The organism is Klebsiella sp. 1SOBk10mer (assembly GCF_046602535.1).
Classification (GTDB): domain Bacteria; phylum Pseudomonadota; class Gammaproteobacteria; order Enterobacterales; family Enterobacteriaceae; genus Klebsiella; species Klebsiella quasipneumoniae.
Window position 1 is genome coordinate 42287 of sequence record NZ_JBKIUP010000004.1, and the last position, 22618, is coordinate 64904.

The 22618-nt window shown below is 61.8% G+C and carries 18 protein-coding genes; 11 read left to right on the plus strand and 7 right to left on the minus strand.

The window, feature by feature from the left end:
• Window positions 1-4 precede the first annotated feature (4 nt).
• The 9 genes from thyA to recD all read left to right on the plus strand — a co-directional run bounded on the left by thyA (window position 5) and on the right by recD (window position 14577).
• Window positions 5-799 carry a thymidylate synthase gene (gene thyA, locus ACLH1I_RS12570; RefSeq protein ID WP_023319077.1) on the plus strand — a complete coding sequence of 265 codons (795 nt, stop codon included), beginning with the start codon at window positions 5-7 and terminating at the stop codon, window positions 797-799.
• A 190-nt stretch (window positions 800-989) separates the two neighbouring features.
• Entirely contained in the window at window positions 990-1541 is a 552-nt protein-coding gene (locus tag ACLH1I_RS12575) for a prepilin peptidase-dependent protein (RefSeq protein ID WP_004205447.1), read from the plus strand.
• Complete coding sequence (locus tag ACLH1I_RS12580; RefSeq protein WP_004205448.1) at window positions 1538-2095, plus strand: prepilin peptidase-dependent protein; 558 nt, start codon at window positions 1538-1540, stop codon at window positions 2093-2095. The genes ACLH1I_RS12575 and ACLH1I_RS12580 overlap by 4 nt, the downstream gene beginning before the upstream one ends.
• Complete coding sequence (locus tag ACLH1I_RS12585; protein ID WP_017899234.1) at window positions 2092-2499, plus strand: DUF2509 family protein; 408 nt, start codon at window positions 2092-2094, stop codon at window positions 2497-2499. The genes ACLH1I_RS12580 and ACLH1I_RS12585 overlap by 4 nt, the downstream gene beginning before the upstream one ends.
• A complete protein-coding gene (locus ACLH1I_RS12590; RefSeq protein WP_004205450.1) occupies window positions 2484-2807 on the plus strand; it encodes a prepilin-type N-terminal cleavage/methylation domain-containing protein in 324 nt (107 codons plus the stop codon). Before ACLH1I_RS12585 ends, ACLH1I_RS12590 begins: the two co-directional genes overlap by 16 nt.
• A 12-nt stretch (window positions 2808-2819) precedes the next feature.
• Complete coding sequence (recC, locus tag ACLH1I_RS12595; protein ID WP_004205451.1) at window positions 2820-6197, plus strand: exodeoxyribonuclease V subunit gamma; 3378 nt, start codon at window positions 2820-2822, stop codon at window positions 6195-6197.
• A 120-nt stretch (window positions 6198-6317) separates the two neighbouring features.
• Window positions 6318-9203 carry a pitrilysin gene (gene ptrA, locus ACLH1I_RS12600; RefSeq protein WP_048325621.1) on the plus strand — a complete coding sequence of 962 codons (2886 nt, stop codon included), beginning with the start codon at window positions 6318-6320 and terminating at the stop codon, window positions 9201-9203.
• Complete coding sequence (recB, locus tag ACLH1I_RS12605; RefSeq protein ID WP_048325618.1) at window positions 9200-12736, plus strand: exodeoxyribonuclease V subunit beta; 3537 nt, start codon at window positions 9200-9202, stop codon at window positions 12734-12736. The genes ptrA and recB overlap by 4 nt, the downstream gene beginning before the upstream one ends.
• Window positions 12733-14577, plus strand: a complete 1845-nt coding sequence (recD, locus tag ACLH1I_RS12610) for an exodeoxyribonuclease V subunit alpha (protein WP_048325616.1) — start codon at window positions 12733-12735, stop codon at window positions 14575-14577. The genes recB and recD overlap by 4 nt, the downstream gene beginning before the upstream one ends.
• A 57-nt stretch (window positions 14578-14634) precedes the next feature.
• On the opposite strand, the gene ACLH1I_RS12615 is transcribed toward recD, so the two are convergent.
• Both ACLH1I_RS12615 and argA read right to left on the minus strand, forming a co-directional pair.
• Complete coding sequence (locus ACLH1I_RS12615; RefSeq protein WP_017899229.1) at window positions 14635-14955, minus strand: hypothetical protein; 321 nt, start codon at window positions 14953-14955, stop codon at window positions 14635-14637.
• Window positions 14956-15184: 229 nt separating this feature from the next.
• Complete coding sequence (argA, locus tag ACLH1I_RS12620) at window positions 15185-16516, minus strand: amino-acid N-acetyltransferase (RefSeq protein ID WP_004149616.1); 1332 nt, start codon at window positions 16514-16516, stop codon at window positions 15185-15187.
• 227 nt (window positions 16517-16743) lie between these two features.
• Here argA and amiC point away from each other — a divergent pair, with 227 nt between their 5' ends.
• The gene (gene amiC, locus ACLH1I_RS12625) at window positions 16744-17997 is read left to right on the plus strand and encodes an N-acetylmuramoyl-L-alanine amidase AmiC (RefSeq protein WP_017899228.1); all 1254 of its coding nucleotides are present in this window, start codon (window positions 16744-16746) and stop codon (window positions 17995-17997) included.
• Between the two features lie 17 nt (window positions 17998-18014).
• Complete coding sequence (cobD, locus tag ACLH1I_RS12630; RefSeq protein WP_043520857.1) at window positions 18015-19091, plus strand: threonine-phosphate decarboxylase CobD; 1077 nt, start codon at window positions 18015-18017, stop codon at window positions 19089-19091.
• A gap of 3 nt (window positions 19092-19094) precedes the next feature.
• On the opposite strand, the gene ACLH1I_RS12635 is transcribed toward cobD, so the two are convergent.
• The 5 genes from ACLH1I_RS12635 to pduT all read right to left on the minus strand — a co-directional run bounded on the left by ACLH1I_RS12635 (window position 19095) and on the right by pduT (window position 22617).
• Window positions 19095-19961: an L-threonine kinase gene (locus ACLH1I_RS12635; protein ID WP_032426138.1), complete on the minus strand. Its 867-nt coding sequence runs from the start codon at window positions 19959-19961 to the stop codon at window positions 19095-19097.
• A gap of 92 nt (window positions 19962-20053) precedes the next feature.
• Window positions 20054-21268 (minus strand): acetate/propionate family kinase, encoded by a 1215-nt coding sequence (locus ACLH1I_RS12640; protein WP_048326454.1) that lies wholly within the window; start codon window positions 21266-21268, stop codon window positions 20054-20056.
• Window positions 21268-21708: a propanediol utilization protein PduV gene (gene pduV, locus ACLH1I_RS12645; protein WP_017899224.1), complete on the minus strand. Its 441-nt coding sequence runs from the start codon at window positions 21706-21708 to the stop codon at window positions 21268-21270. Before pduV ends, ACLH1I_RS12640 begins: the two co-directional genes overlap by 1 nt.
• 4 nt (window positions 21709-21712) lie before the next feature.
• Window positions 21713-22063: a propanediol utilization microcompartment protein PduU gene (gene pduU, locus ACLH1I_RS12650; RefSeq protein WP_004205469.1), complete on the minus strand. Its 351-nt coding sequence runs from the start codon at window positions 22061-22063 to the stop codon at window positions 21713-21715.
• On the minus strand, window positions 22063-22617 hold the full coding sequence (pduT, locus tag ACLH1I_RS12655) for a propanediol utilization microcompartment protein PduT (protein WP_017899223.1): 555 nt from the start codon (window positions 22615-22617) through the stop codon (window positions 22063-22065). Before pduT ends, pduU begins: the two co-directional genes overlap by 1 nt.
• Between the last annotated feature and the right edge of the window lies 1 nt (window position 22618).

Here is a 22618-nt window from a genome sequence, read left to right on the forward strand (position 1 = left end):
AACCATGAAACAGTATCTTGATTTGATGCAGAAAGTGCTCGCCGAGGGCACGCCAAAAAATGACCGCACCGGCACTGGCACGATCTCTATTTTCGGCCATCAGATGCGTTTTAACCTGCAGGAAGGCTTCCCGCTGGTGACCACCAAGCGCTGTCATTTACGCTCCATCATCCATGAACTGCTGTGGTTCCTGCAGGGCGACACCAACATCGCCTATCTGCACGACAACAACGTCACCATCTGGGACGAGTGGGCAGATGAAAATGGCGACCTGGGACCGGTCTACGGCAAACAGTGGCGTTCCTGGCCTGCGCCGGACGGTCGTCATATCGACCAGATCAGCACAGTGATGGACCAGCTGAAAAACGACCCGGACTCCCGCCGGATCATCGTCTCGGCGTGGAACGTCGGCGAGCTGGATAAAATGGCCCTGGCGCCGTGCCACGCCTTCTTCCAGTTCTACGTCGCTGACGGCAAGCTCTCCTGCCAGCTGTATCAGCGCTCCTGCGACGTATTCCTCGGCCTGCCGTTCAACATCGCCAGCTACGCGCTGCTGGTGCATATGGTGGCGCAGCAGTGCGATCTGCAGGTCGGCGATTTCGTCTGGACCGGTGGCGACACTCATCTGTACAGCAACCATCTCGAGCAGACCAATCTGCAGCTGAGCCGCGAACCGCGTCCGCTGCCGAAGCTGGTCATCAAACGCAAGCCGGCGTCGATCTTCGACTACCGCTTTGAAGACTTCGAGATTGAAGGTTACGATCCGCACCCGGGAATCAAAGCGCCGGTGGCGATTTAACCCCCTCTGCAGATATGACCAACCGGCGTCCGATGGCGCCGGTTTTTTTATGCCGTTTTCACCACCTGAATAGGGGTGGCTACCCTCGTTGCCATTACGATAGGAACGCTTCATCCCGCCCGCTGGCCGCAGGCGTTGGTGGGCGGGAAAGCTGGAAAGAGGCTCGCAAAAAAATGTTCTGCTGTTGGTCATGCAAACCTTTTTTGCGTGTCTGGCCGGGAAAGCCATTTTCCGTCGTCGCGCCAGGGCTAACCGCAGCGGCATACTCTGCGCCATGAACAGAGAACATGGTTATACCCTGATGGAAACCCTGGTGACGCTGACGTTAATGATGATCCTCAGCGTCGGCGGCCTGTACGGCTGGCAGCGCTGGCAGCAGCAGCAACGACTGTGGCAAACCGCCGTTCAGGTGCGGGATTTCCTGGTTTTCCTGCGCGATGACGCCAACGCCTACAACCGGGACCGCGTGCTTCGCGTCGGCCAGGATGAAGAGGGATGGTGCCTGAGTGCCCAGGGGGAGGGGCCGGCGTGCGCCTCCGGGTCGCCCTTAACGCTGCGCCCGCGCTGGCCGGGGATCTCGCTGGCAGGCGTCACCCCTGGCCTGGGATTCTATGGCCTGCGCAGCACCGCCTGGGCGGGGAATCTGCGTCTGCAGAGCGAGGCCGGCAGCTGGAGCATTGTGATTTCACACTGGGGGCGGATTCGTTTATGCCGCAGTGACAGCGCAGGAGGATGTCAGTGAGCCGCCGCGGATTTTCCCTCGCGGAGGCGCTTATTGCCATGGCGATAGGCTCGCTGCTGCTGATCGGCGCCTGCCGCTTTCTACCCGCTCTGCAGCGCCATATTCTGCGTCAGGGCGAACAGCTGGCCCTGGAGAACGAATTGTGGCAGCGGGTGCATGCCGTGGGGAAGCATCTGCAGCGCGCCGGATACTGCCGGGGAGTGTGCGGCGGAGCCGGGCTGGAGCTCGCCGCCGACGGCGAGTGCCTGATTGTGCGCTGGGACGCGAACAGCAATGGGACATGGGAAACCTCCCCCGCGGCAGCGGCGGAGAGCACCGGCTTTCGCCTGCGCGACGGCGCGCTGGAGACTCTGCGCGGAGCCAGCGACTGCCGCGGAAGCGGATGGGAGAAAATCACCAATCCGGCCGCTATCGTGGTGACGCGCTTTGCGGTGCAGCATCGGCTGACCGAGGGCTTCGCGCCGGAGCTGAGCGTGACGCTGGCAGCGCGCTCTGCCCGGCAGATGGGTCTGGCGGCCGAGGTGGAGCAGCGGGTGACGGGGTATAACCTGTGATCCGCCAGCGTGGAATGTCGTCGCTGTTGATGGTGCTCCTGTTGCTGACTCTCGGCAGCCTGCTCCTGGAGGGGCTTAACCTGCAGCAGCGGGCGCTGCTGGCGCAAACCACCAGCGAAACGCAGGCGATCCGCGATACGGCGGTGGCCCATTCGGCGCTACAGTGGGGAAAACAGCAGGCCTGGTCGGCGCAGGCGCCGCTGGCCTGCCGCGAGCAGGCGCAGCAGGGCTGGCGCGCCTGTCTGCGCATCTTCGACGACGGTTCGCTGCTGCTCAGCAGCGCCAGCGGCGAGGTGCAGGTCTGGCAGTCCGGCGAGGTGCGCGGCGGGCAAGTGCATTTCTCCGCCCATGGCTGGAGCGATTTTTGCCCGCTCAGGGAGGTGAGCCTATGTCAAATGCCATGAAGCGCCAGCGGGGTTTTAGCCTGCCGGAGACCGTTCTGGCGATGGCGCTGATGGTGCTAACGGTCACCGCGCTGGGCGGCTATCAGCGCGGAATGGCGCAAGGGGTTCACCAGCTGAACAAGACGCGTCAGCTATGGCGCGACGCCTGGCGCTATAGTCAGCTCTCTGCGCCGTCTCCGCCGGCAGGCGGACAGGTAAGCCGTATGCAGACATCGGCGCAAAGATGTGTCAGCATCACGGTAACGATCAGTATGCCCGTTGCAAAGCGGGCGCAGATGACCCGGCTGCATTGCCCGGTCAGCCAGTAGTCAGGAGCAATTATGTTAAGGGTTTACCACTCAAACCGGCTGGATGTTCTCGAAGCGTTGATGGAGTTTATCGTCGAGCGCCAGCGGCTGGATGACCCTTTTCAGACTGAAATGGTGCTGGTGCAGAGTACCGGTATGGCGCAGTGGCTGCAGATGACCCTGGCCTCGCGCTTCGGCATTGCCGCCAACATCGAGTTCCCGCTGCCGGCGAGCTTTATCTGGGATATGTTCGTGCGCGTCCTGAAGGATATCCCTGGCGAAAGCGCCTTCAGCAAGCAGAGCATGAGCTGGAAGCTGATGACTCTCCTGCCGCAGCACCTGGAAGAGGACGATTTTATCCTGCTGCGCCAGTATCTGAGCGATGACGGCGACAAGCGCAAGCTGTTTCAGCTGGCCGCCCGGGTAGCGGACCTCTATGACCAATATCTGGTTTATCGCCCGGAATGGCTGATGCGCTGGGAGGCCGACCAGCGGGTTGACGGCCTCGGCGACGCCCAGCAGTGGCAGGCGCCGCTGTGGAAAGCGCTGGTGCGCTATACCGCCGAGCTGGGGCAGCCGCAGTGGCACCGCGCCAATCTCTATCAGCGCTTTATCAGCGCCCTGGAAAAGGCGGATGAACCGCCCGCCGGGCTGCCGTCGCGCGTCTTTATCTGTGGAATTTCCGCGCTGCCGCCGGTCTATCTTCAGGCGCTGCAGGCGCTGGGTAAGCATGTCGATGTCTATGTGCTGTTCACCAACCCCTGCCGCTATTACTGGGGTGATATTAAAGATCCGGCGTTCCTGGCGAAGCTGCTATCGCGTCAGCGGCGCCATCACCGCGAGGCGCGCGCGCTACCCCTGTTTCGCGACACCGAGCAGGCGCCGGGGTTGTTTAATGACGCCGGGGAGCAGGATGTCGGCAACCCGTTGCTCGCCTCCTGGGGTAAATTGGGGCGCGATTATATCTACCTGCTGGCGGGGCTGGAGCGCTATGAGGAGCTGGACGCCTTTGTCGATATCGTTCCCGATAACCTGTTGCATAATCTACAGTCGGATATCCTGGAACTGCGCAACGCGGCGGTGGCCGGGCAGAGCGCGGAGGCTTTCGCCCACAGTCGCGACAAACGTCCGCTGGCGCAGGATGACCGCAGCCTGAGCATTCATGTCTGCCACAGTCCGCAGCGTGAAGTGGAGGTTCTGCACGATCGGCTGCTGGCGATGCTGGAGGCGGATCCGACGCTCACGCCGCGGGATATCATCGTCATGGTGGCGGATATCGACAGCTACAGCCCCTATATACAGGCGGTGTTTGGCGCCGCCAGCGGCGACCGCTGGCTGCCGTGGGCGATCTCCGATCGCCGCGCCCGCGAGTCGCACCCGGTGCTGCAGGCGTTTATCACTTTGCTCTCGCTGCCCGACAGCCGCTTCGCCAGCGAAGATGTGCTGGCGCTGCTGGACGTGCCGGTGCTGGCGGCGCGCTTTAACATCAATGAAGAGGGTCTGCGCTACCTGCGCCAGTGGGTCAACGAGTCCGGGGTCCGCTGGGGAATGGATGACGACAACGTCCGTGAGCTGGACCTGCCGGCGACCGGCCAGCACACCTGGCGGTTCGGCCTTACCCGCATGCTGCTGGGCTACGCGATGGACAGCCGGGAGGGCGAATGGCAGTCGGTGCTGCCCTATGACGAATCCAGCGGTTTGATCGCCGAGCTGGTAGGTAACCTCGCATCGCTGCTGATGCAGCTTAACCTGTGGCGACGCGGTCTCGCCCAACAGCGGCCGCTGGCGGAGTGGCTGCCGGTCTGTCGCGATCTGCTGAATGACTTTTTCCTGCCGGACAGTGAGACCGAAGCGGCGCTGGCGCTGATTGAGCAGCAGTGGCTGGCGGTGATTGATAGCGGTCTGGAGGCGCAGTATGGCGACCAGGTGCCGTTGACGCTGCTGCGCGATGAGCTGGCCCAGCGCCTCGATCAGCAACGGATCAGCCAGCGCTTTCTCGCCGGCCCGGTCAATATCTGCACCCTGATGCCGATGCGCTCTATTCCTTTCAAAGTGGTTTGCCTGCTGGGGATGAACGATGGGGTTTATCCGCGAACGCTGCCGCCGCTGGGTTTTGATTTAATGAGCCAGAAGCCGCAGCGCGGCGACCGCAGCCGGCGCGATGATGACCGCTACCTGTTCCTGGAGGCGCTGATGTCCGCCGAACAGACGCTGTATATCAGCTACATCGGCCGTTCTATCCAGGACAACAGCGAGCGCTTTCCCTCGGTGCTGGTGCAGGAGCTGGTGGATTACGTCGGCCAGAGCCACTGTCTCGCCGGCGATGAGGAGCTTGATTGCGACGCCAGCGAGGCGCGGGTTAAAGCCCACATCACCCATCTGCATACCCGCATGCCGTTCGACGTCGCTAATTTCCAGGATAACGAGAATAAGAGCTACGCCCGGGAATGGCTGGCTGCCGCCGGCCAGCAGGGGGAGGCGCATAGCGACTTCATTCAACCGCTTACCCCGCCGCCGATAGACAGCCTGCCGTTCGAGCAGCTCCTGCGCTTCTGGCAGCACCCGGTTCGCGCGTTCTTTCAGCAGCGTCTGCGGGTCAATTTCCGTGCGGAAGAGGATGATATTCCCGATGACGAGCCCTTCACCCTGGAAGGGCTGAGCCGTTATCAACTGAACCAGCAATTGCTTAATACCCTTATCGAGGAGCAGGACGTCTCGGCCATGTTCCGCCGCTTCCGCGCCGCCGGCGAGCTGCCGTATGGCGCCTTTGGCGAACTGGTGTGGGAGACGCAGCGACTGGAGATGCAGGCCCTGGCCGAGCGGGTGATGGCCGAGCGCCAGCAGGCGCAGAGCATGGAGATCGATCTCCAGTGCGGCGGCGTAAATCTGACCGGCTGGCTGCAGCAGGTGCAGCCGGACGGGCTGCTGCGCTGGCGGCCTTCGCTGCTGAGCGTCTCCCAGGGGATGCAACTTTGGCTGGAACACCTTGTCTACTGTGCCAGCGGCGGTACCGGCGAGAGCCGGCTGTTTGTGCGTAAAGAGGGAGAGTGGCGTTTTCCGCCGCTGGCGCCCGCCGAGGCGCAGGCGTACCTGAATGAGCTGGTGGATGGCTATTTGCTGGGGATGTCGCAGCCGCTGCTGCTGCTGCCGGAAAGCGGTGGCGCCTGGCTGAAAGCCTGTTATGACGCCGAAAAGGATGTCATTTTAATGGACGAAGAGACGCAGCAGAAAGCGCGGAGCAAATTCCTGCAGACCTACGAAGGTAACATGGTGGTCAGCGGGGAGGGGGCCGATATCTGGTATCAACGCCTGTGGCGTTCGCTGGAGCCGGCGCATTACGAAGAAATCATTGCCCAGACGCAGCGTTATCTGTTACCGCTATATCGTTACCATCAGTCCACACAAATTTAAATAGTATAAAAATTGCGCAGTGAATGGCGGTTCATTTATTATGCGCAACGTATCACGGACTGATGGACATAAAAGGCTGCACGCTGTGCAGCGCAAGTTTGTTAATGATGAGGTTCGTGAATGCCCCGCAGTTTATGGTTCAAGATTTTTGTTGTGCTGGCCGCCCTCTGGGCGCCGTTTAGTCAGGCCGACACCGGATGGCAGCCTGTTCAGGAGACGATCCGCAAAAGCGAAAAAGATACGCGTCAGTATCAGGCGATCCGTCTTGATAACGACATGGTCGTGCTGCTGGTTTCCGATCCGCAGGCGGTGAAATCGCTGTCGGCGCTGGTGGTGCCGGTGGGATCCCTGCAGGATCCGGCCGATCATCAGGGGCTGGCGCATTTTCTGGAACATATGACGCTGATGGGGTCACAAAAATATCCCCAGCCTGACAGGCTGGCAGAGTTTCTTAAACTGCACGGCGGCAGCCATAACGCCAGCACCGCGCCCTACCGCACCGCGTTCTATCTCGAAGTGGAGAATAATGCGCTGGACGGGGCCGTAGACCGCCTGGCGGATGCCATTGCCGCGCCGCTGCTGGATAAAAAATATGCCGACCGCGAACGTAACGCGGTCAACGCCGAGCTAACCATGGCCCGGACGCGAGACGGGATGCGCATGGCTCAGGTCAGCGCAGAAACCATTAACCCGGCTCACCCGGCGGCCCACTTTTCTGGCGGCAACCTCGAGACGCTCAGCGATAAGCCCGGCAGCCCGGTACTTGATGCGCTGCATACCTTCCGCGATAGCTGGTACTCCGCCAATCTGATGAAGGCGGTGATCTACAGCAACAAGCCGTTGCCGGAGCTGGCGCGCATGGCCGCTGACACCTTTGGCCGCGTGCCGAATCGTCAAATCAGCAGGCCGGAAATAAGCGTGCCGGTGGTAACCGATGCGCAAAAAGGCATCATTATTCACTATGTGCCGGCGATGCCGCGTAAAGTGCTGCGCGTCGAGTTTCGCATCGACAACAACAGCGATCGCTTCCGCAGCAAAACCGATGAGCTGGTCACTTACCTGATCGGCAACCGCAGCCCGGGGACGCTCTCCGACTGGCTGCAAAAGCAGGGACTGGCGGAAGGCATCCGCGCGGATTCTGACCCGGTGGTGAACGGCAACAGCGGCGTGCTGGCGATCTCTGCCACCCTCACCGATAAAGGCCTGGCGCACCGCGACGAAGTGACGGCGGCCATATTCAGCTACCTCGACCTCCTGCGTACCCAGGGCGTCGACAAACGTTACTTTGACGAGCTGGCGCATGTGCTGGCGCTGGATTTCCGCTATCCGTCGATCAACCGTGATATGGATTACGTGGAATGGCTGGCGGATACCATGATCCGGGTGCCGGTCGAGCATGCGCTGGACGTGGTCAACATTGCCGATCGGTACGACCCGCAGGCGATTAAAGACCGGCTGGCGATGATGACCCCGCAGAACGCGCGCATCTGGTATATCAGCCCGCAGGAACCGCATAACAAGACCGCCTATTTTGTCGATGCGCCGTATCAGGTGGATAAGATTAGCGAGCAGACCTTCGCTGACTGGCAGCAAAAAGCGCAGGCCATCAAGCTGCAGCTGCCGGTGCTCAACCCCTATATTCCGGATGATTTCACCCTCATCAAAAGCGATAAAGCCTGGCCGCACCCGCAGCTGATCCTCGATGAACCGACGCTGCGGGTGGTTTATGCCCCGAGCCAGTATTTCGCCAGCGAGCCGAAGGCGGATATCTCCCTGGTGCTGCGTAATCCCCAGGCGATGGACAGCGCTCGCCGGCAGGTGATGTTTGCCCTCAACGATTATCTCGCCGGCATCGCCCTCGATCAGCTCAGTAACCAGGCGGCGGTCGGCGGCATTTCGTTCTCCACCGGCGCCAATAACGGGTTAATGGTCAATGCCAACGGCTACACCCAGCACCTGCCGGCGCTGTTCAGCGACCTGCTGCAGGGGTACTTCAGCTATACGCCGACCGAGGAGCAGCTGGAGCAGGCCAAATCGTGGTATGCGCAAATGATGGACTCCGCTGAGAAGGGCAAAGCCTACGATCAGGCGATAATGCCGATCCAGATGGTCTCCCAGGTTCCGTATTTCCAGCGCGAAGTACGCCGGGCGTTGCTGCCTTCCATCACCTTGCAGGAGGTGCTCGACTACCGCGCCAACCTGAAAACCAAGGGACGCCCTGAACTGATGGTGATCGGCAATATGTCCGCCGATGCCGCCACGACGCTGGCTCGCCAGATCCAGCAGCAGCTGGGCGCTGACGGCAACGAATGGTGCCGCAATAAAGATGTAGTGGTGAACCGGCAGCAGCTGGCGATCTTCAACAAAACGGGCAACAGCACCGACTCTGCGCTGGCCGCGGTGTTCGCACCGCCCAACGTGGATGAGTTCAGCAGCACCGCCGCCAGCACCCTGCTGGGACAGATTATTCAGCCGTGGTTCTATAACCAGCTGCGTACCGAAGAGCAGCTCGGCTACGCTGTCTTTGCCTTCCCGATGAACGTGGGACGTCAGTGGGGCATGGGCTTCCTGCTGCAAAGTAGCGATAAGCAGCCGGCTTTCCTCTGGCAGCGGTTCCAGGCCTTCTTCCCCACCGCGGAGGCGAAGCTGCGGGCGATGAAGCCGGAAGAGTTTGCCCAGCTCCAGCAAGCGGTGATAAGCCAGATGATGCAGGCGCCGCAGACGCTGGGCGAAGAGGCATCGAAACTGAGCAAAGATTTCGATCGCGGTAATATGCGTTTTGATTCACGTGATAAAGTAGTGGCTCAGATTAAACTGCTGACGCCGCAAAAACTTGCTGACTTCTTCCATCAGACGGTGGTGGAGCCGCAGGGCATGACGATATTGTCCCAGATTTCCGGTAGCCAGAATGGCAAAGCGGACTATGCCCAGCCGGCAGGCGGCAAAGTGTGGGAAAACGTCAGCGCATTGCAGCAATCCTTACCCCTGATGCGAGAGAATGAATGACCGACACCGCTGAGTCTTTGGATCCCCTGCGCTTGCCCTTGAGGGGCGAGCGCCTGATAGAAGCCTCTGCGGGCACCGGAAAAACCTTTACCATCGCCGCGCTGTATCTGCGGCTGCTGCTGGGGCTGGGCGGCGAGGCCGCCTATCCCCGCGCCATCAGCGTTGAAGAACTGCTGGTGGTGACCTTTACCGAGGCGGCGACCGAAGAGCTGCGCGGGCGTATCCGCAGCAACATCCACGAGCTGCGCATCGCCTGTATGCGCGGTGAATCCGATAACCCGCTCTACAGCGCGCTGCTGGCGGAGATCGTCGATAAAGAGGACGCCGTAAAGACATTGCTGCTGGCTGAACGGCAGATGGACGAGGCGGCGGTGTTCACCATCCACGGTTTTTGCCAGCGGATGCTGAGCCTTAACGCCTTCGAATCGGGCATGCTGTTCGAGCAGCAGCTGATAGAGGATGAATCCCGCCTGCGCTATCAGGCCTGCGCCGACTTCTGGCGCCGTCACTGTTATCCGCTGACCCGCGATATCGCGGCGGTGATCCACGATGTCTGGAAAGGGCCGCGCGATCTGCTGAAGTCCCTTGACCGCTGGCTGCAGGGCGAAGCGCCGCAGCTTAAGTCGCCGCCAGCCGCCGACGAGACGCTGGCCGAACGCCATCAGCAAATCATCGACCGCATTGACTCGCTCAAGCAGCAGTGGCGCGAGCAGGTGGGCGAGATCGAAGGCGTGCTTGAAGATTCGGGTCTTGACCGGCGGAAGTTCAATCGCGGCAACCAGGGCAAATGGCTTGAGAAAGTGACCGCCTGGGCGCAGGAAGAGACGTTGAGCTATCAGTTACCCGACGCGCTGGAAAAATTTGCCCAGTCGTTTCTGCTTGAGCGTACCAAAGCCGGTGGCGAACCGCCCGTACATCCTCTGTTTAGCGCCGTAGAATCGCTGCTGGCCTCGTCGCTGACGCTCACCGATCTGGTGCTGGCGAGAGCGATGGTCGAGATCCGCGATGCGGTCGCGCGCGAAAAGCGCCGCCGCGGCGAGCTGGGGTTTGACGATATGCTCAGCCGGCTTGACGAGGCGCTGCGCGGCGACAGCGGCGAGGCGCTGGCTAGCGCCATTCGCCAGCGTTTTCCGGTGGCGATGATCGACGAATTTCAGGATACCGACCCCCAACAGTACCGGATTTTCCGCCGTATCTGGCGCCAGCAGCCGGAGACGGCGCTGCTGCTGATCGGCGATCCGAAGCAGGCCATCTACGCCTTTCGCGGCGCCGATATCTTTACCTATATGAAAGCGCGCGGCGACGTTGCCGCGCACTATACGCTAGACACCAACTGGCGCTCCTCGCCGGGCATGGTGGGCAGCGTCAACCGGCTGTTCAGCCTCAGCGATAACCCCTTCATGTTTCGCGAGATCCCGTTCCTGCCGGTGAAGGCGGCGGCGAAGAACCAGGGGCTGCGCTTTACCGTTGACGCGGCGGACGTACCGGCGATGAACGTCTGGTTGATGTCCGGCGAGACCGTGGGCGCCGGCGATTATCAGACGTTTATGGCGCAGCTCTGCGCCACGCAGATCCGCGACTGGCTGAGCGCCGGCCAGCAGGGGCGCGCGCTGCTGTGGCGTGGGGAAACCTCGCGCCCGGTGCAGGCTTCGGATATTACCGTGCTGGTGCGCAACCGGCTGGAGGCGGCGCAGGTGCGTGAAGCGCTGCAGACGCTGGGCATCCCTTCGGTCTACCTCTCCAACCGCGACAGCGTTTTTGAGACGCTGGAGGCCCAGGAGCTGCTCTGGCTGCTGCAGGCGGTGTTGTCCCCGGAGCGGGAAAATACCCTGCGCAGCGCGCTGGCGACCTCGATGTTTGGCCTGACCGCGCTGGATATTGAAAATCTCAATCAGGATGAGCAGGCGTGGGACGCGCTGGTGGAGGAGTTCAGTGAATACCGTCAGATCTGGCGTCAGCGCGGGGTGATGCCGATGCTGCGGGCGCTGATGACGGCCCGGCATATCGCCGAGAACCTGCTGGCGACCCGGGGCGGCGAGCGGCGCTTAACCGACATATTGCACATCAGCGAACTGCTGCAGGAGGCGGCCAGCCAGTTGGAAAGCGAGCACGCCCTGGTGCGCTGGCTGACGCAGCATATCGCCGAGCCGGACAGCAACGCCGCCAGCCAGCAGATGCGTCTGGAAAGCGATAAGCACCTGGTGCAAATCGTCACTATTCATAAGTCAAAAGGGCTGGAATATCCCCTGGTCTGGCTGCCGTTTATCGCCCGGTTTCGCAAACAGGACCAGGCGTTCTATCACGATCGCGAGACGTTCGCGGCGGTGCTGGATCTGGGCCAGGATGAGGCCAGCCTCGAACTGGCGGAGGCGGAGCGGCTGGCGGAAGATCTGCGCCTGCTGTACGTCGCCTTGACCCGCGCGGTCTGGCACTGCAGCCTCGGCGTAGCGCCCCTCAGCAGCCGAAAGTCCGGCAACAGCGATTTTCATCTGAGCGCCCTGGGGCGGCTGCTGCAGGCGGGCGAAGCCATGGATGCCGCCGGGCTGGCCGCGCGCTTAGCGGACTTCTGCCATGGCGATATTGCATTGCAGAGGCCGGGCGAGCTGGATCTGACCCCGTGGCAGGCGCCGGCGGCGAGCATCCCCCCGCTGTCGGCGCGCGAGCTGCAGCGCCGCATCGCCGATGACTGGCGGGTAACCAGCTATTCCGGTCTGCAGCAGCATGGCTTCAGCAGCGGGCAGGATCTGCTGCCACGTCTGGATATCGATGCCGTCGGCGTCGGCGAGGTGGTGGAAGAGCCGCAGCTGACCCCGCACCAGTTCCCGCGCGGCGCTGCGCCGGGGACCTTCCTGCACAGTCTGTTTGAGGAACTGGACTTTACCCAGCCGGTGCCGGACGGATGGATGGCGGAGAAACTGCAGCTGAGCGGGTTTGACGCACAGTGGGCGCCGGTGCTGACCGACTGGCTGGGGGGCGTGCTGAAGACCCGCCTGCCGGGGCCGGATATCGCGCTCAATCAGCTTGCGGCGCGGGATAAACAGGTGGAAATGGCATTTTACCTGCCCATCGCGCAGCTGCTGACGGCGGAGCGCCTTGATGCGCTTATCCGCCAGTACGATCCCCTTTCCGCCGACACGCCGCCGCTGGATTTCCGCCAGGTGCGCGGCATGCTGAAGGGTTTTATCGATCTGGTCTTCCGCCACGAAGGCCGCTATTACCTGCTGGATTACAAATCCAACTGGCTGGGGGAAGATCGCGAGGCCTATACCCGGCCAGCGATGGAGCAGGCGATGCGGGCCCACCGCTACGATCTGCAGTATCAGCTGTACAGCCTGGCGCTGCACCGCTATCTGCGCCACCGGCTGGCCGATTACGACTATAACCGCCACTTCGGCGGCGTGATTTATCTCTTCCTGCGCGGCATGGACGGTCAGGAGGGGGGGCAGGGGATCTTCACTACCCGGCCGGTGCGACCGCTGATTGACGGTCTGGATCAGCTTTTTGCCGGAGAAACTCAGGAGGAGGCCTCATGACTTTTGATCAACTACTGCTGGCGGCGGTGGAGCAGCGTCTGCTGCGGCCGCTGGACGTCCAGTTTGCCCTGATGGTGGCGCAAAACGACCCGCCGGCGGTCAAGCTGGCGGCGGCCTTGCTGAGCCGTGATGCCGGAGAGGGGCACGTGTGCCTGCCGCTCTCGCGGCTGAGCGGCGACGAGGCGCTAAGCGGGAAAGCGGGGGAGATCCGCGATCGGCTGCTGGCCGACGCCGGCGCGCCGGAGGACTGGCCCGCGCTGCTGCTCGCTTCATCGGCGGTGAGCTGCGGCGATGCCCCGGCGCCGATGATTTTATGCGGCGACCGGCTCTATCTGAACCGGATGTGGCGCAACGAGCTGACCGTCGCCCGCTTCTTCAACGAAGCCAACCGGGTGCTGGAGATGGATGAGGCCCGGCTGGCGGCAACCCTCAATGCCCTGTTCCCTGCTACCGGCGAAACCGACTGGCAAAAAGTGGCCGCGGCGGTGGCGCTGACCCGCCGCATCTCGGTGATCTCCGGCGGTCCCGGGACCGGGAAGACCACCACCGTGGCCAAACTTCTGGCGGCGCTGATCCAGATTGAAGATAGTCCGCGCTGTCGTATTCGTCTGGCGGCGCCGACGGGGAAAGCGGCGGCGCGCCTGACCGAATCGCTGGGCGCGGCGCTGAGAAAACTGCCGCTGACCGACGCGCAGAAAGCGTTGATTCCCACCGAGGCCAGCACGCTGCATCGTCTGCTGGGCGCCCAGCCAGGCAGCCAGCGCATGCGCTATCACGCCGGCAACCCGCTGCATCTCGACGTGCTGGTGGTGGATGAAGCCTCGATGATCGACCTGCCGATGATGTCGCGGCTCATCGACGCGCTGCCGGCTCACGGGCGGGTGATCTTCCTCGGCGATCGTGACCAGCTGGCCTCCGTAGAAGCGGGGGCGGTGCTGGGGGATATCTGCGCCTGGGCGAGCTCGGGCTACACCGCCGCGCGGGCGCAGGAGCTGACCCGGCTGACCGGTTCGCCGGTACCAGCGGGCGAGGGGGCTATCGCTGGCGCGCTGAGAGACAGCTTGTGCCTGCTGCAAAAGAGCTATCGCTTCGGCAGTCACTCCGGCATCGGGAGCCTGGCGCGGGCAGTGAACGCTGGCGCGCGCGCGGAGGTGAAGGCCACGCTGCGCCAGCCGTTTGACGATATCGCGCTTCATCCTCTCAGTACGACCGAAGAGTACGAAGCCATGCTCGGCGCGGCCCAGCAGGGTTATGAGCGCTACCTGAAGCTGCGCCGCGAGCGGGCGGAACCGCAGGCCATGCTGGCCGCCTTCAGCGAATTTCAGCTGCTGTGCGCGCTGCGGGAAGGGCCGTACGGCGTGAGTGGCGTCAATGAGCGGCTGGAGCAGCGGCTCAACCGCCAGCGGGCGATCGCTCTGCCGCGCCACTCCCGCTGGTATGACGGCCGGCCGATTATGATCGCGCGCAACGACAGCGCGCTGGGGCTGTTTAACGGCGATATCGGCATCGCCCTGGAGCGCAACGGCGAGCTGCGGGTATGGTTCCTGATGCCCGACGGCGACATCAAGTCGGTGCAGCCGAGCCGCCTGCCGGAGCATGACACCGCCTGGGCGATGACCGTGCATAAATCGCAGGGCTCTGAGTTCGACCATGCGGCGCTGATCCTGCCGGCGCGCAGCGTTCCTCTGGTGACACGCGAACTGGTTTATACCGCGATCACCCGCGCAAAACGGCGATTGTCGCTCTATGCCGACGAGCAGGTGCTCTCCCAGGCCATTGTGACCCGCACCGAGCGGCGCAGCGGCCTGGCGGAGATTTTCGCCGGGCGTGAAGCCCCCTGATACGCCGGGTCCGGGCGATGGAAAATGCTGCAGCCGTTGCCCGGGCTGGCGGAAAAATCAGTAACTGAAGAACAGAGGGATAAGCCAGAGCGCCGAGATCGAGTTCATGGCGAAAAAGCGGACTGCTGCGCCGCCGGCCAGCGGTGGGGTGGAACAGCGGGCACAAAAAATCACCAGCGAGGAGATGAGAAGATTCATGCCGGACGTCAGGGCCAGCAGAAATAATATCGCCACGGCGGCGCCAAGCGCGGCATAGCCATTCTGATGATGGCGCTGGTTGTCCCAGAGCAACAAAATCAACAGCAACCACGGATAGAGGGCGACCGCGGCGGTAATGAGGTTGATATGTCTGACCAGCCAGTTCGGTTGGGTTTCCATTCGTTAAGCGATCCTTGCAGGGCGGGTGGTGGCCGTGGCGCCAGTCGATATCCTGTCGACAGCCAGTAGCATATCGGTGAGCCAGCGAGAAAGATATGGTCTGCGCGGAAACCAGGAATTTAGCCCGCGTGCCGCACGTCAGATCGGCGCGAAGAGGGGGATACCGGCCTCGGGGATAACGCGATGAGCGTCGCGCTATCCCGGGCCGTTAGAAAGGGGGGAGAAGGAGCTAAGCGAGGTCGGCCATCAGCACCTTCGACCGGCGCTGATAGTTATACATTTGCTTTTTACTCTCCGGCAGCAGGTCGATATCCACCGGCGTGAAGCCGCGCTCCTGGAACCAGTGGATGCTGCGGGTGGTTAACACGAACAGCTTGCTCAGGCCCATCTGTCTGGCCTGGGCGGCAATACGCTCCAGCAGCACCTCTCCCCGCGACGAGCTCCGGTAATCCGGATGCACCGCCACGCAGGCCATTTCGCCGATCTTCTCTTCCGGGAAAGGATAGAGGGCGGCGCAGGCGATGGTGGTGTTATCGCGCTGAATAATGGTGAACTTGTCGATCTCCATCTCCAGCTGTTCGCGGGAGCGGCGCACCAGGATGCCCTGCTGCTCCAGCGGGCTTATCAGCTCAAGAATACCGCCGATATCGTTGATGGTCGCCCGACGGATCTGCTCCGCGCTCTCCATGACGATCTGGGTGCCGATGCCGTCGCGTGAGAACAGCTCCTGCAGCAGCGCGCCATTTTCTTGATAGCTGATCAGGTGGCAGCGCCGCACGCCGCTGCGGCAGGCCTTCACCGCCCCGCGCAGGAAGCGTACGGTGCCAGAGTTATAATCTTCGTCCGCTTCCAGCTCTTCGACGCGGGCCTGCGCTTCATTGGGGAACAGTTCAGAGACAATTTCCCCGGCCTGGTTGTAAACCCCTTGCGAAGAACAGAAGCCGATCATTTTCTCCGCCTTCAGCTTGATGGCCAGCTGGGTGGCGATCTCCTCCGAAGTCAGGTTAAAGCTCTCGCCGGTGACCGACACCGCGACCGGCCCCATCAGGACAATGGCGCCGCTGTCGAGCTGGCGATGAATCGCCTCTTCGTCAATGCGGCGAATGCGCCCGCTGTGGCAATAATCGACGCCGTCATCGACGCCCAGCGGCTGGGCGATGATAAAGTTGCCGCTGACGACATTGATATGGGCCCCCTGCAGCGGGGTGTTGTTGAGGCTCATCGACAGGCGGGCGGTGATCTCCAGCTGCAGCATCCCCGCCGCCTGCTTAACCAGCTCCAGCGTTTTGGCGTCAGTCACTCGCGTCTGCTTGTGATAGACCGGCTCGTGGTGGTGCTCGGCGAGATTAGCGTCAATCTGCGGGCGGGCGCCATAGACCACCACCAGGCGAATGCCCAGGCTATGCAATAGTCCTATGTCATTGACAATATTTGAAAAATTTTCATGCTCAATGGCTTCGCCGCCCAGCATGATGACAAACGTTTTTCCCCGATGGGCATTTATATAGGGAACAGAATGGCGGAATCCTTCTACCAGTTCAGTGCGACGTTCCTTCACCATGACAAACCCTCAATGCATGATTATTCGTAATTATTGTATTTTTATTCTGTTTTGCCGTTAAACGCAAGCCCCAATTTGAGGCTAAGCCACGAAAAACATGTGACCCGGCGCAGGGTGTCAATGAATGTTTACCCTTTTATAGATGACAGGTTATATGCCTTTCGTTAAAGTTTCTGGTCAATCTGTTTGTTTTGGGTATAAATGCGTTTTTATTGCTTGGGAGTGGCATGTCGGGAAACAACTCTGGATTAAGCCGTCGCCGTCTGCTGCAGGGCGCGGGCGCCATGTGGTTAATGAGCGTGAGCCCCGTTGGGCTGGCCGCCGCCGCGCGGGTGGTCGCTGTTCGCGTCTGGCCAGCATCGACCTACACGCGCGTCACGGTGGAATCGAATCATGTGCTGAAATACCGGCAGTTTGCCCTCAGTAATCCGGAACGGGTGGTGGTGGATCTGGAAGGGGTTAATCTCAACTCGGTGCTGAAAGGCATGGGGGGGCAGATCCGCGATGACGATCCCTTTATTAAGTCCGCCCGCGTGGGCCAGTTTGATCCGCAAACCGTGCGCATGGTCTTCGAGCTCAAGCAGAACGTTAAGCCGCAGCTGTTTGCCCTCGCGCCGGTAGCTGGCTTTAAAGAGCGTCTGGTGATGGATCTCTACCCCGCCAACGCCACCGATGTTCAGGATCCGCTACTGGCGCTGCTTGAGGATTACAACAAAGGCGATCTGGAGCGACAGGTGCCGCCGGCGCAAAGCGGGCCGCAGCCGGGCAAAGCCGGGCGCGACCGGCCGATTGTCATCATGCTCGATCCCGGCCACGGCGGCGAAGACTCCGGCGCCGTGGGCAAGTATCGCACCCGCGAGAAAGACGTGGTGCTGCAAATTGCCCGCCGCCTGCGGGCGCTGATCGACAAAGAAGGCAATATGAAGGCCTATATGACCCGCAACGAAGACGTGTTTATCCCGTTGAAGGTGCGTGTCGCCAAGGCGCAGAAGCAGCGCGCCGACCTGTTCGTTTCGATTCACGCCGACGCCTTTACCAGCCGCCAGCCCAGCGGCTCCTCGGTGTTTGCGCTCTCCACCAAGGGGGCCACCAGTACCGCGGCAAAATATCTCGCCCAGACGCAGAACGCCTCGGATCTGATCGGTGGGGTCAGCAAGAGCGGCGATCGCTATGTCGACCACACCATGTTCGATATGGTGCAGTCCCTCACCATCGCCGACAGCCTCAAATTTGGTAAGGCAGTGCTGGAGAAAATGGGCAATATCAATAACCTGCACAAGAACCGGGTAGAGCAGGCGGGCTTTGCGGTGCTGAAGGCGCCGGATATCCCCTCCATTCTGGTGGAGACGGCGTTTATCAGTAACGTGGAAGAGGAGCGGAAGCTGAAAACGGCCAAATTCCAGCAGCAGGTGGCCGAGTCGATCCTCGCCGGGATTAAAGCCTACTTCGCCGACGGCGCGACGCTGGCCCGCCGCGGATAACCATACAGGAAAGGGACATGGCCTTACTGAAAAGCGCCCATGGCGGCAATATCCGCGAGGCCGCCGCCCTGCTGGGCATTGCGCCCGGCGAACTGCTGGACTTTAGCGCCAATATCAATCCGCTGGGAATGCCCGCCTCGCTCAGGCAGGCGATCGTCGACAATCCCGGCTGCGCCGAGCGCTACCCTGACGTTGAGTATCAACAGCTGCATCAGGCGCTGGCGGCACACCATCGGCTGCCGGCGGCGCATATCCTCGCCGGCAACGGCGAAACTGAATCGATCTTCACCCTTGTCCACGGCCTTAAGCCGCGGCGGGCGATGATCGTCATTCCCGGATTCGCAGAGTACCGGCGCGCGCTGCAGACTGTGGACTGCGAGGTGGTGGAGTATGCCCTGCAGGAGCGCGATGGCTGGCAGCTGACCGACGGGATCCTCAATGCTCTCACGCCGGCGCTGGACTGCCTGTTTCTCTGCACCCCGAACAACCCCACTGGTCTGCTGCCGGAGCGTGGCCTGCTGGAAGCCATTGCGCAACGCTGTCGGGCGCTGAATATCAGCCTGATCCTCGATGAAGCCTTCCTCGACTTTATTCCCGATCAGCCGGGGTTTATTCCCCTGTTGGCGCAGTATCCGCACGTCTGGGTTCTGCGCTCGCTGACCAAATTTTATGCTATTCCGGGGCTGCGTCTAGGCTACCTGCTCAACGCTGACGCCCGGGCGGTGGCCCGGCTGCGCGAGCGACAAATGCCATGGTCCATCAATGCCTATGCCGCTCTGGCCGGGGAGATCATTCTTCAGGACCGGGCGTATCAGCGGGCCACCTGGCAGTGGCTGCAGGAGGAGGGAGCGCGTTTCTACGCGCAGCTTCAGGAGATGGCCGGGCTGACCGTGTGGCCCGGGCGCGCCAACTACCTGTTCTTGCGCTGTGACAGACCCGATCTTGACCTGCAATACGCCCTGCTGCGCCAGCACGTGTTGATCCGCAGCTGCGCCAACTACCCGGGGCTGGATAGCCGCTATTTCCGGGTGGCGATCCGCAGCGCCGGCGAAAACGACCAGCTGCTGGCGGCGCTGCGCCGGGCGCTGGCCTGAGCCCTACTGCAGGGTGACGCCCCCCGGCACCATCGCCAGCAGATGCTGTTGCGGCCAGTGGGCGGCGATGCCGCGCTCTGCCAGCCGCCATTGCAAAAAATCCACGTCATGACGACGGCGGTCCAGCAGCAGGCCGACGACGCTGCCGCTGTGCGCCACGTTGAGGCCATACAATCCTGCGCTTTCCACCAGCTCCAGCAGCGCGTCAAACCCCGGCTTGGGCAACAGCTGCTGGCTGGCGATGGCGCTAATAGTGGCCGCTTCGCCCAGCAGCTGCGGGCTGCCATGCTGGCAGGCCTGCTGCACTTTCTCCCACGCCAGCTGCAGCCGGGAGGCGTTAGCCAGCAGACCCGCCTCGCGCGGCAGCTGATGGTAGTCGGTGGTACGCAGCGTCAGCGGGCTCTCCAGCACTAACAGGTCGAGCGCCGGTGGCGCAGGGCAGGCGATTTGGGTAGCGGCGGTATTATGATCGAACAGCGTCAGTTGGTGGAACAGGGTGCTGTCGGTGGGCTCCAGCGCGACGCACAGACGCGCCAGCGTCGGCTCATCCAGCGCGTGGCCCAGATGATGGGCGGTGGCCACCGCGGTGGCGGCGATATCGGCGGTGCTGCTGGCCATCCCTTTGGCTACCGGGATCGTCGAGTGCAGGGTGATGCGGATCTGCTGACTCAGCGCCGCCGGGTAGCCCCAGTGGGCCAGCAGCTGGTTGACCATCGCCCGCGACAGCGGCCGCTCATCGTTGCGCGGTTTGCCGGTCTCGACCTCGACGGTGCTGTACCAGTCCACCGGGCAGGAGATCAGCTTCTCGCTGCCGAGGATCCAGCCCTGGATAAGTTCTCCGCACGAGGCGGGACATTGTGCAACGGCCACGTTTTCACCTTTCCGCTTACCTTCGCCAGGGCGCATAGTGGCACGGCGACCCGCCGGTTACCATGATTCTCCGCAAAGGGGAGAGGCGTCGTTTAGGCTGGTACCGCCAGCTCGCGCGCCTGCGGCAGCGCCAGGCGCATCACATCGCGGGCGATCATCAGCTCTTCATTGGTATTGATCACCGCCACTTTGACCATCGCATTTTCGGCCTGAATAAAGGTGGCGTTGTGCTGGTTTTTCTCTTCATCGACCGAGAGCCCGAGGAAATTCAGGTTATGGCAGATGGCGCTCCTGGCTCGGGCGGAGTTTTCGCCGATGCCGCCGGTAAAGATCAGCGCGTCCAGGCCGCCCATCTGCATAATATAGCTGCCGATAGTGGCGCGAATGCGCTCAGCAAACAGCGAGAGCGCCAGGGCTGCCTGACGATTACCGCTGTCCGCCGCCTGCTCGACATCGCGATAATCGTGCGAGACGCCGGAAACGCCCAACAGGCCGGACTCGTTATTCAGCAGCTGATTCAGCTGCTCCGGCGTTTTACCCTCATGCAGCGCCAGCCACGGTAGAATCGACGGATCGATATCGCCGCTGCGGGTGCCCATCATCACCCCAGACTGCGGCGTAAAGCCCATTGAAGTGTTAACCGAACGCCCGCCTTTGATTGCGCAAACGCTGCTGCCGTTGCCGAGATGACAGCACACTACGCGCAGAGCGCTCAATGGTACGCCCAGCTTTTCCGCCAGCGTCGCGCTGACGTACTTATGGCTGGTGCCGTGGAAGCCGTAACGGCGAATGCCCAGCTCGCTGTAGTAGCGCCACGGCAGCGGATAGATAAAGGCGCGCTCATCCAGCGTCTGGTGAAAAGCGGTATCAAACACCGCCACCGACGGCGCGTCGGGCAGCAGCTGGCGGAACACTTTGATGCCTAAGGCATTTACCGGGTTATGCAGCGGGGCCAGCTCTGCCAGGCGCTCGATTTCCGCTAAGGTGTCATCGGTCACCGGCGTTGAATCCTTAAAGCGCTCCCCGCCGTGCGCCACGCGGTGGCCGACGCCATCGATATCCTGCAAGCTCTGGATAATCCGATGGTTGAGGAGCTTTTCAAGCAGCAGGGTGACGGCTTCACGGTGATCGGCGATCGGCGCCGTCTCCTGCCATTTCTGCTCCGGAGTTTTGAGAGTCACCTGGGCGTTTGCCATGCCGATACGTTCGATTAATCCCTGGCAGAGCATGTCGCCCTGCGGCATCTCCAGCAGCTGGAATTTTAACGATGAACTGCCGGCGTTAATGGCCATGATTTTGTAAGACATCATAAAGGTTCCTTCGAATTCAGAAAATTCAGCACGGCATCAAGACCCAGGTTATTCAGCGCGCTGGTGATAAAAATTTGCCGGGCGCCAGCCTGCCTGAGCCACTCGCCGATCAGCGATATCCGCTGCGGGTCGGCGAGGTCAGCTTTGGTGACCAGGCCAATCGTCGGACGGTTCATCGGGACGGTAAAACCCGGAGAAAACGGCGACCACTGGGCGTCGGCATTCAGCACCAGCGCGATAACGTCGGCCTCGCAGGCGCTGGTCAGCAGGGCGCTATAAAGGCAGCGGTTCTCCAGATATTCGCCCGGCGTGTCGATGGCCATCGGCGACCATTCAATCGCCTGAGTTTTCTTGTAATGGAGCGCTTCGCCGCGCAGACCCTGGGTAAGCGAGGTTTTCCCGCACTGGCTGGGGCCGATAAGCATCAGACGTTTCATTGCGCTACGTCCGGGTGATCGTGCAGGTAGTGAACTGCATCATTTCGCCCAGCGTGCGCGTCACCTGCTTGAGGGCATACTCGACGGCGGAAACGTCGCCGGTCAGCACCACGGCGCCGGTAAAGCGGTCAAGAAAACCAATCTCTACCGCGCCGGATTTGGTGGCGATATCGCAGGCGATAATCGACGCCTCGCTGGGCGTAATGGTGAGGATGCCAATGGCGGATACCGCATCCTGCAGGCCCAGCTTCTTAAAGAGATCTTTCCCTGGATTGGCAATCAGGTGCGCGAGGGTCACCTGTTTTCCGGGAACATATTCCTGAATCATGCGATCCGTTGTTGGCTGCCTTTCCATCATCCCTCCACCATCTGTCGCCACATCGCTTCATGCGGGCGCGGGATCACCGAGCGGTAAACCAGCAGCCCTTTTTCGCCCGCGCTTTCGCTGGCAACCGTCACCGCGTTGTTGACATCAGAAACGTCGCCCGCCACCACCATGTAGCATTTACCGCCGATGCCGAAAGCCATATGCACCCGCACCAGGGTGACGTTTGAGCCTTTCACCGCCCGGTCAGCGGCGCTGATGCAGGCCGCCACGCTCCAGGTTTCAACGATGCCGACCGCCTGGCGTCGGTCTACGCTGTTCAGGCCGCTGATGGCCGGAAGGACGCTGGGATGAATATTCGCCAGAACCAGGCTGTCGACGAGCATTTCGCCGGCCTGCGAAGTGCCGGTTTCAATGGCCTGCTGGACAGCGCCGATATCGCCGCCAAGCATCAGTAAAAACTTCCCCGGACAGATGGTCTTGCTGACCAGCAGATTAACGTTGGCGCTTTTCAGCATCGCATCGCCGAGTTCCATCCCTTTGGCAATGCTGGTGAGTTCTAAAATTCCTATAGCCTGAGACATG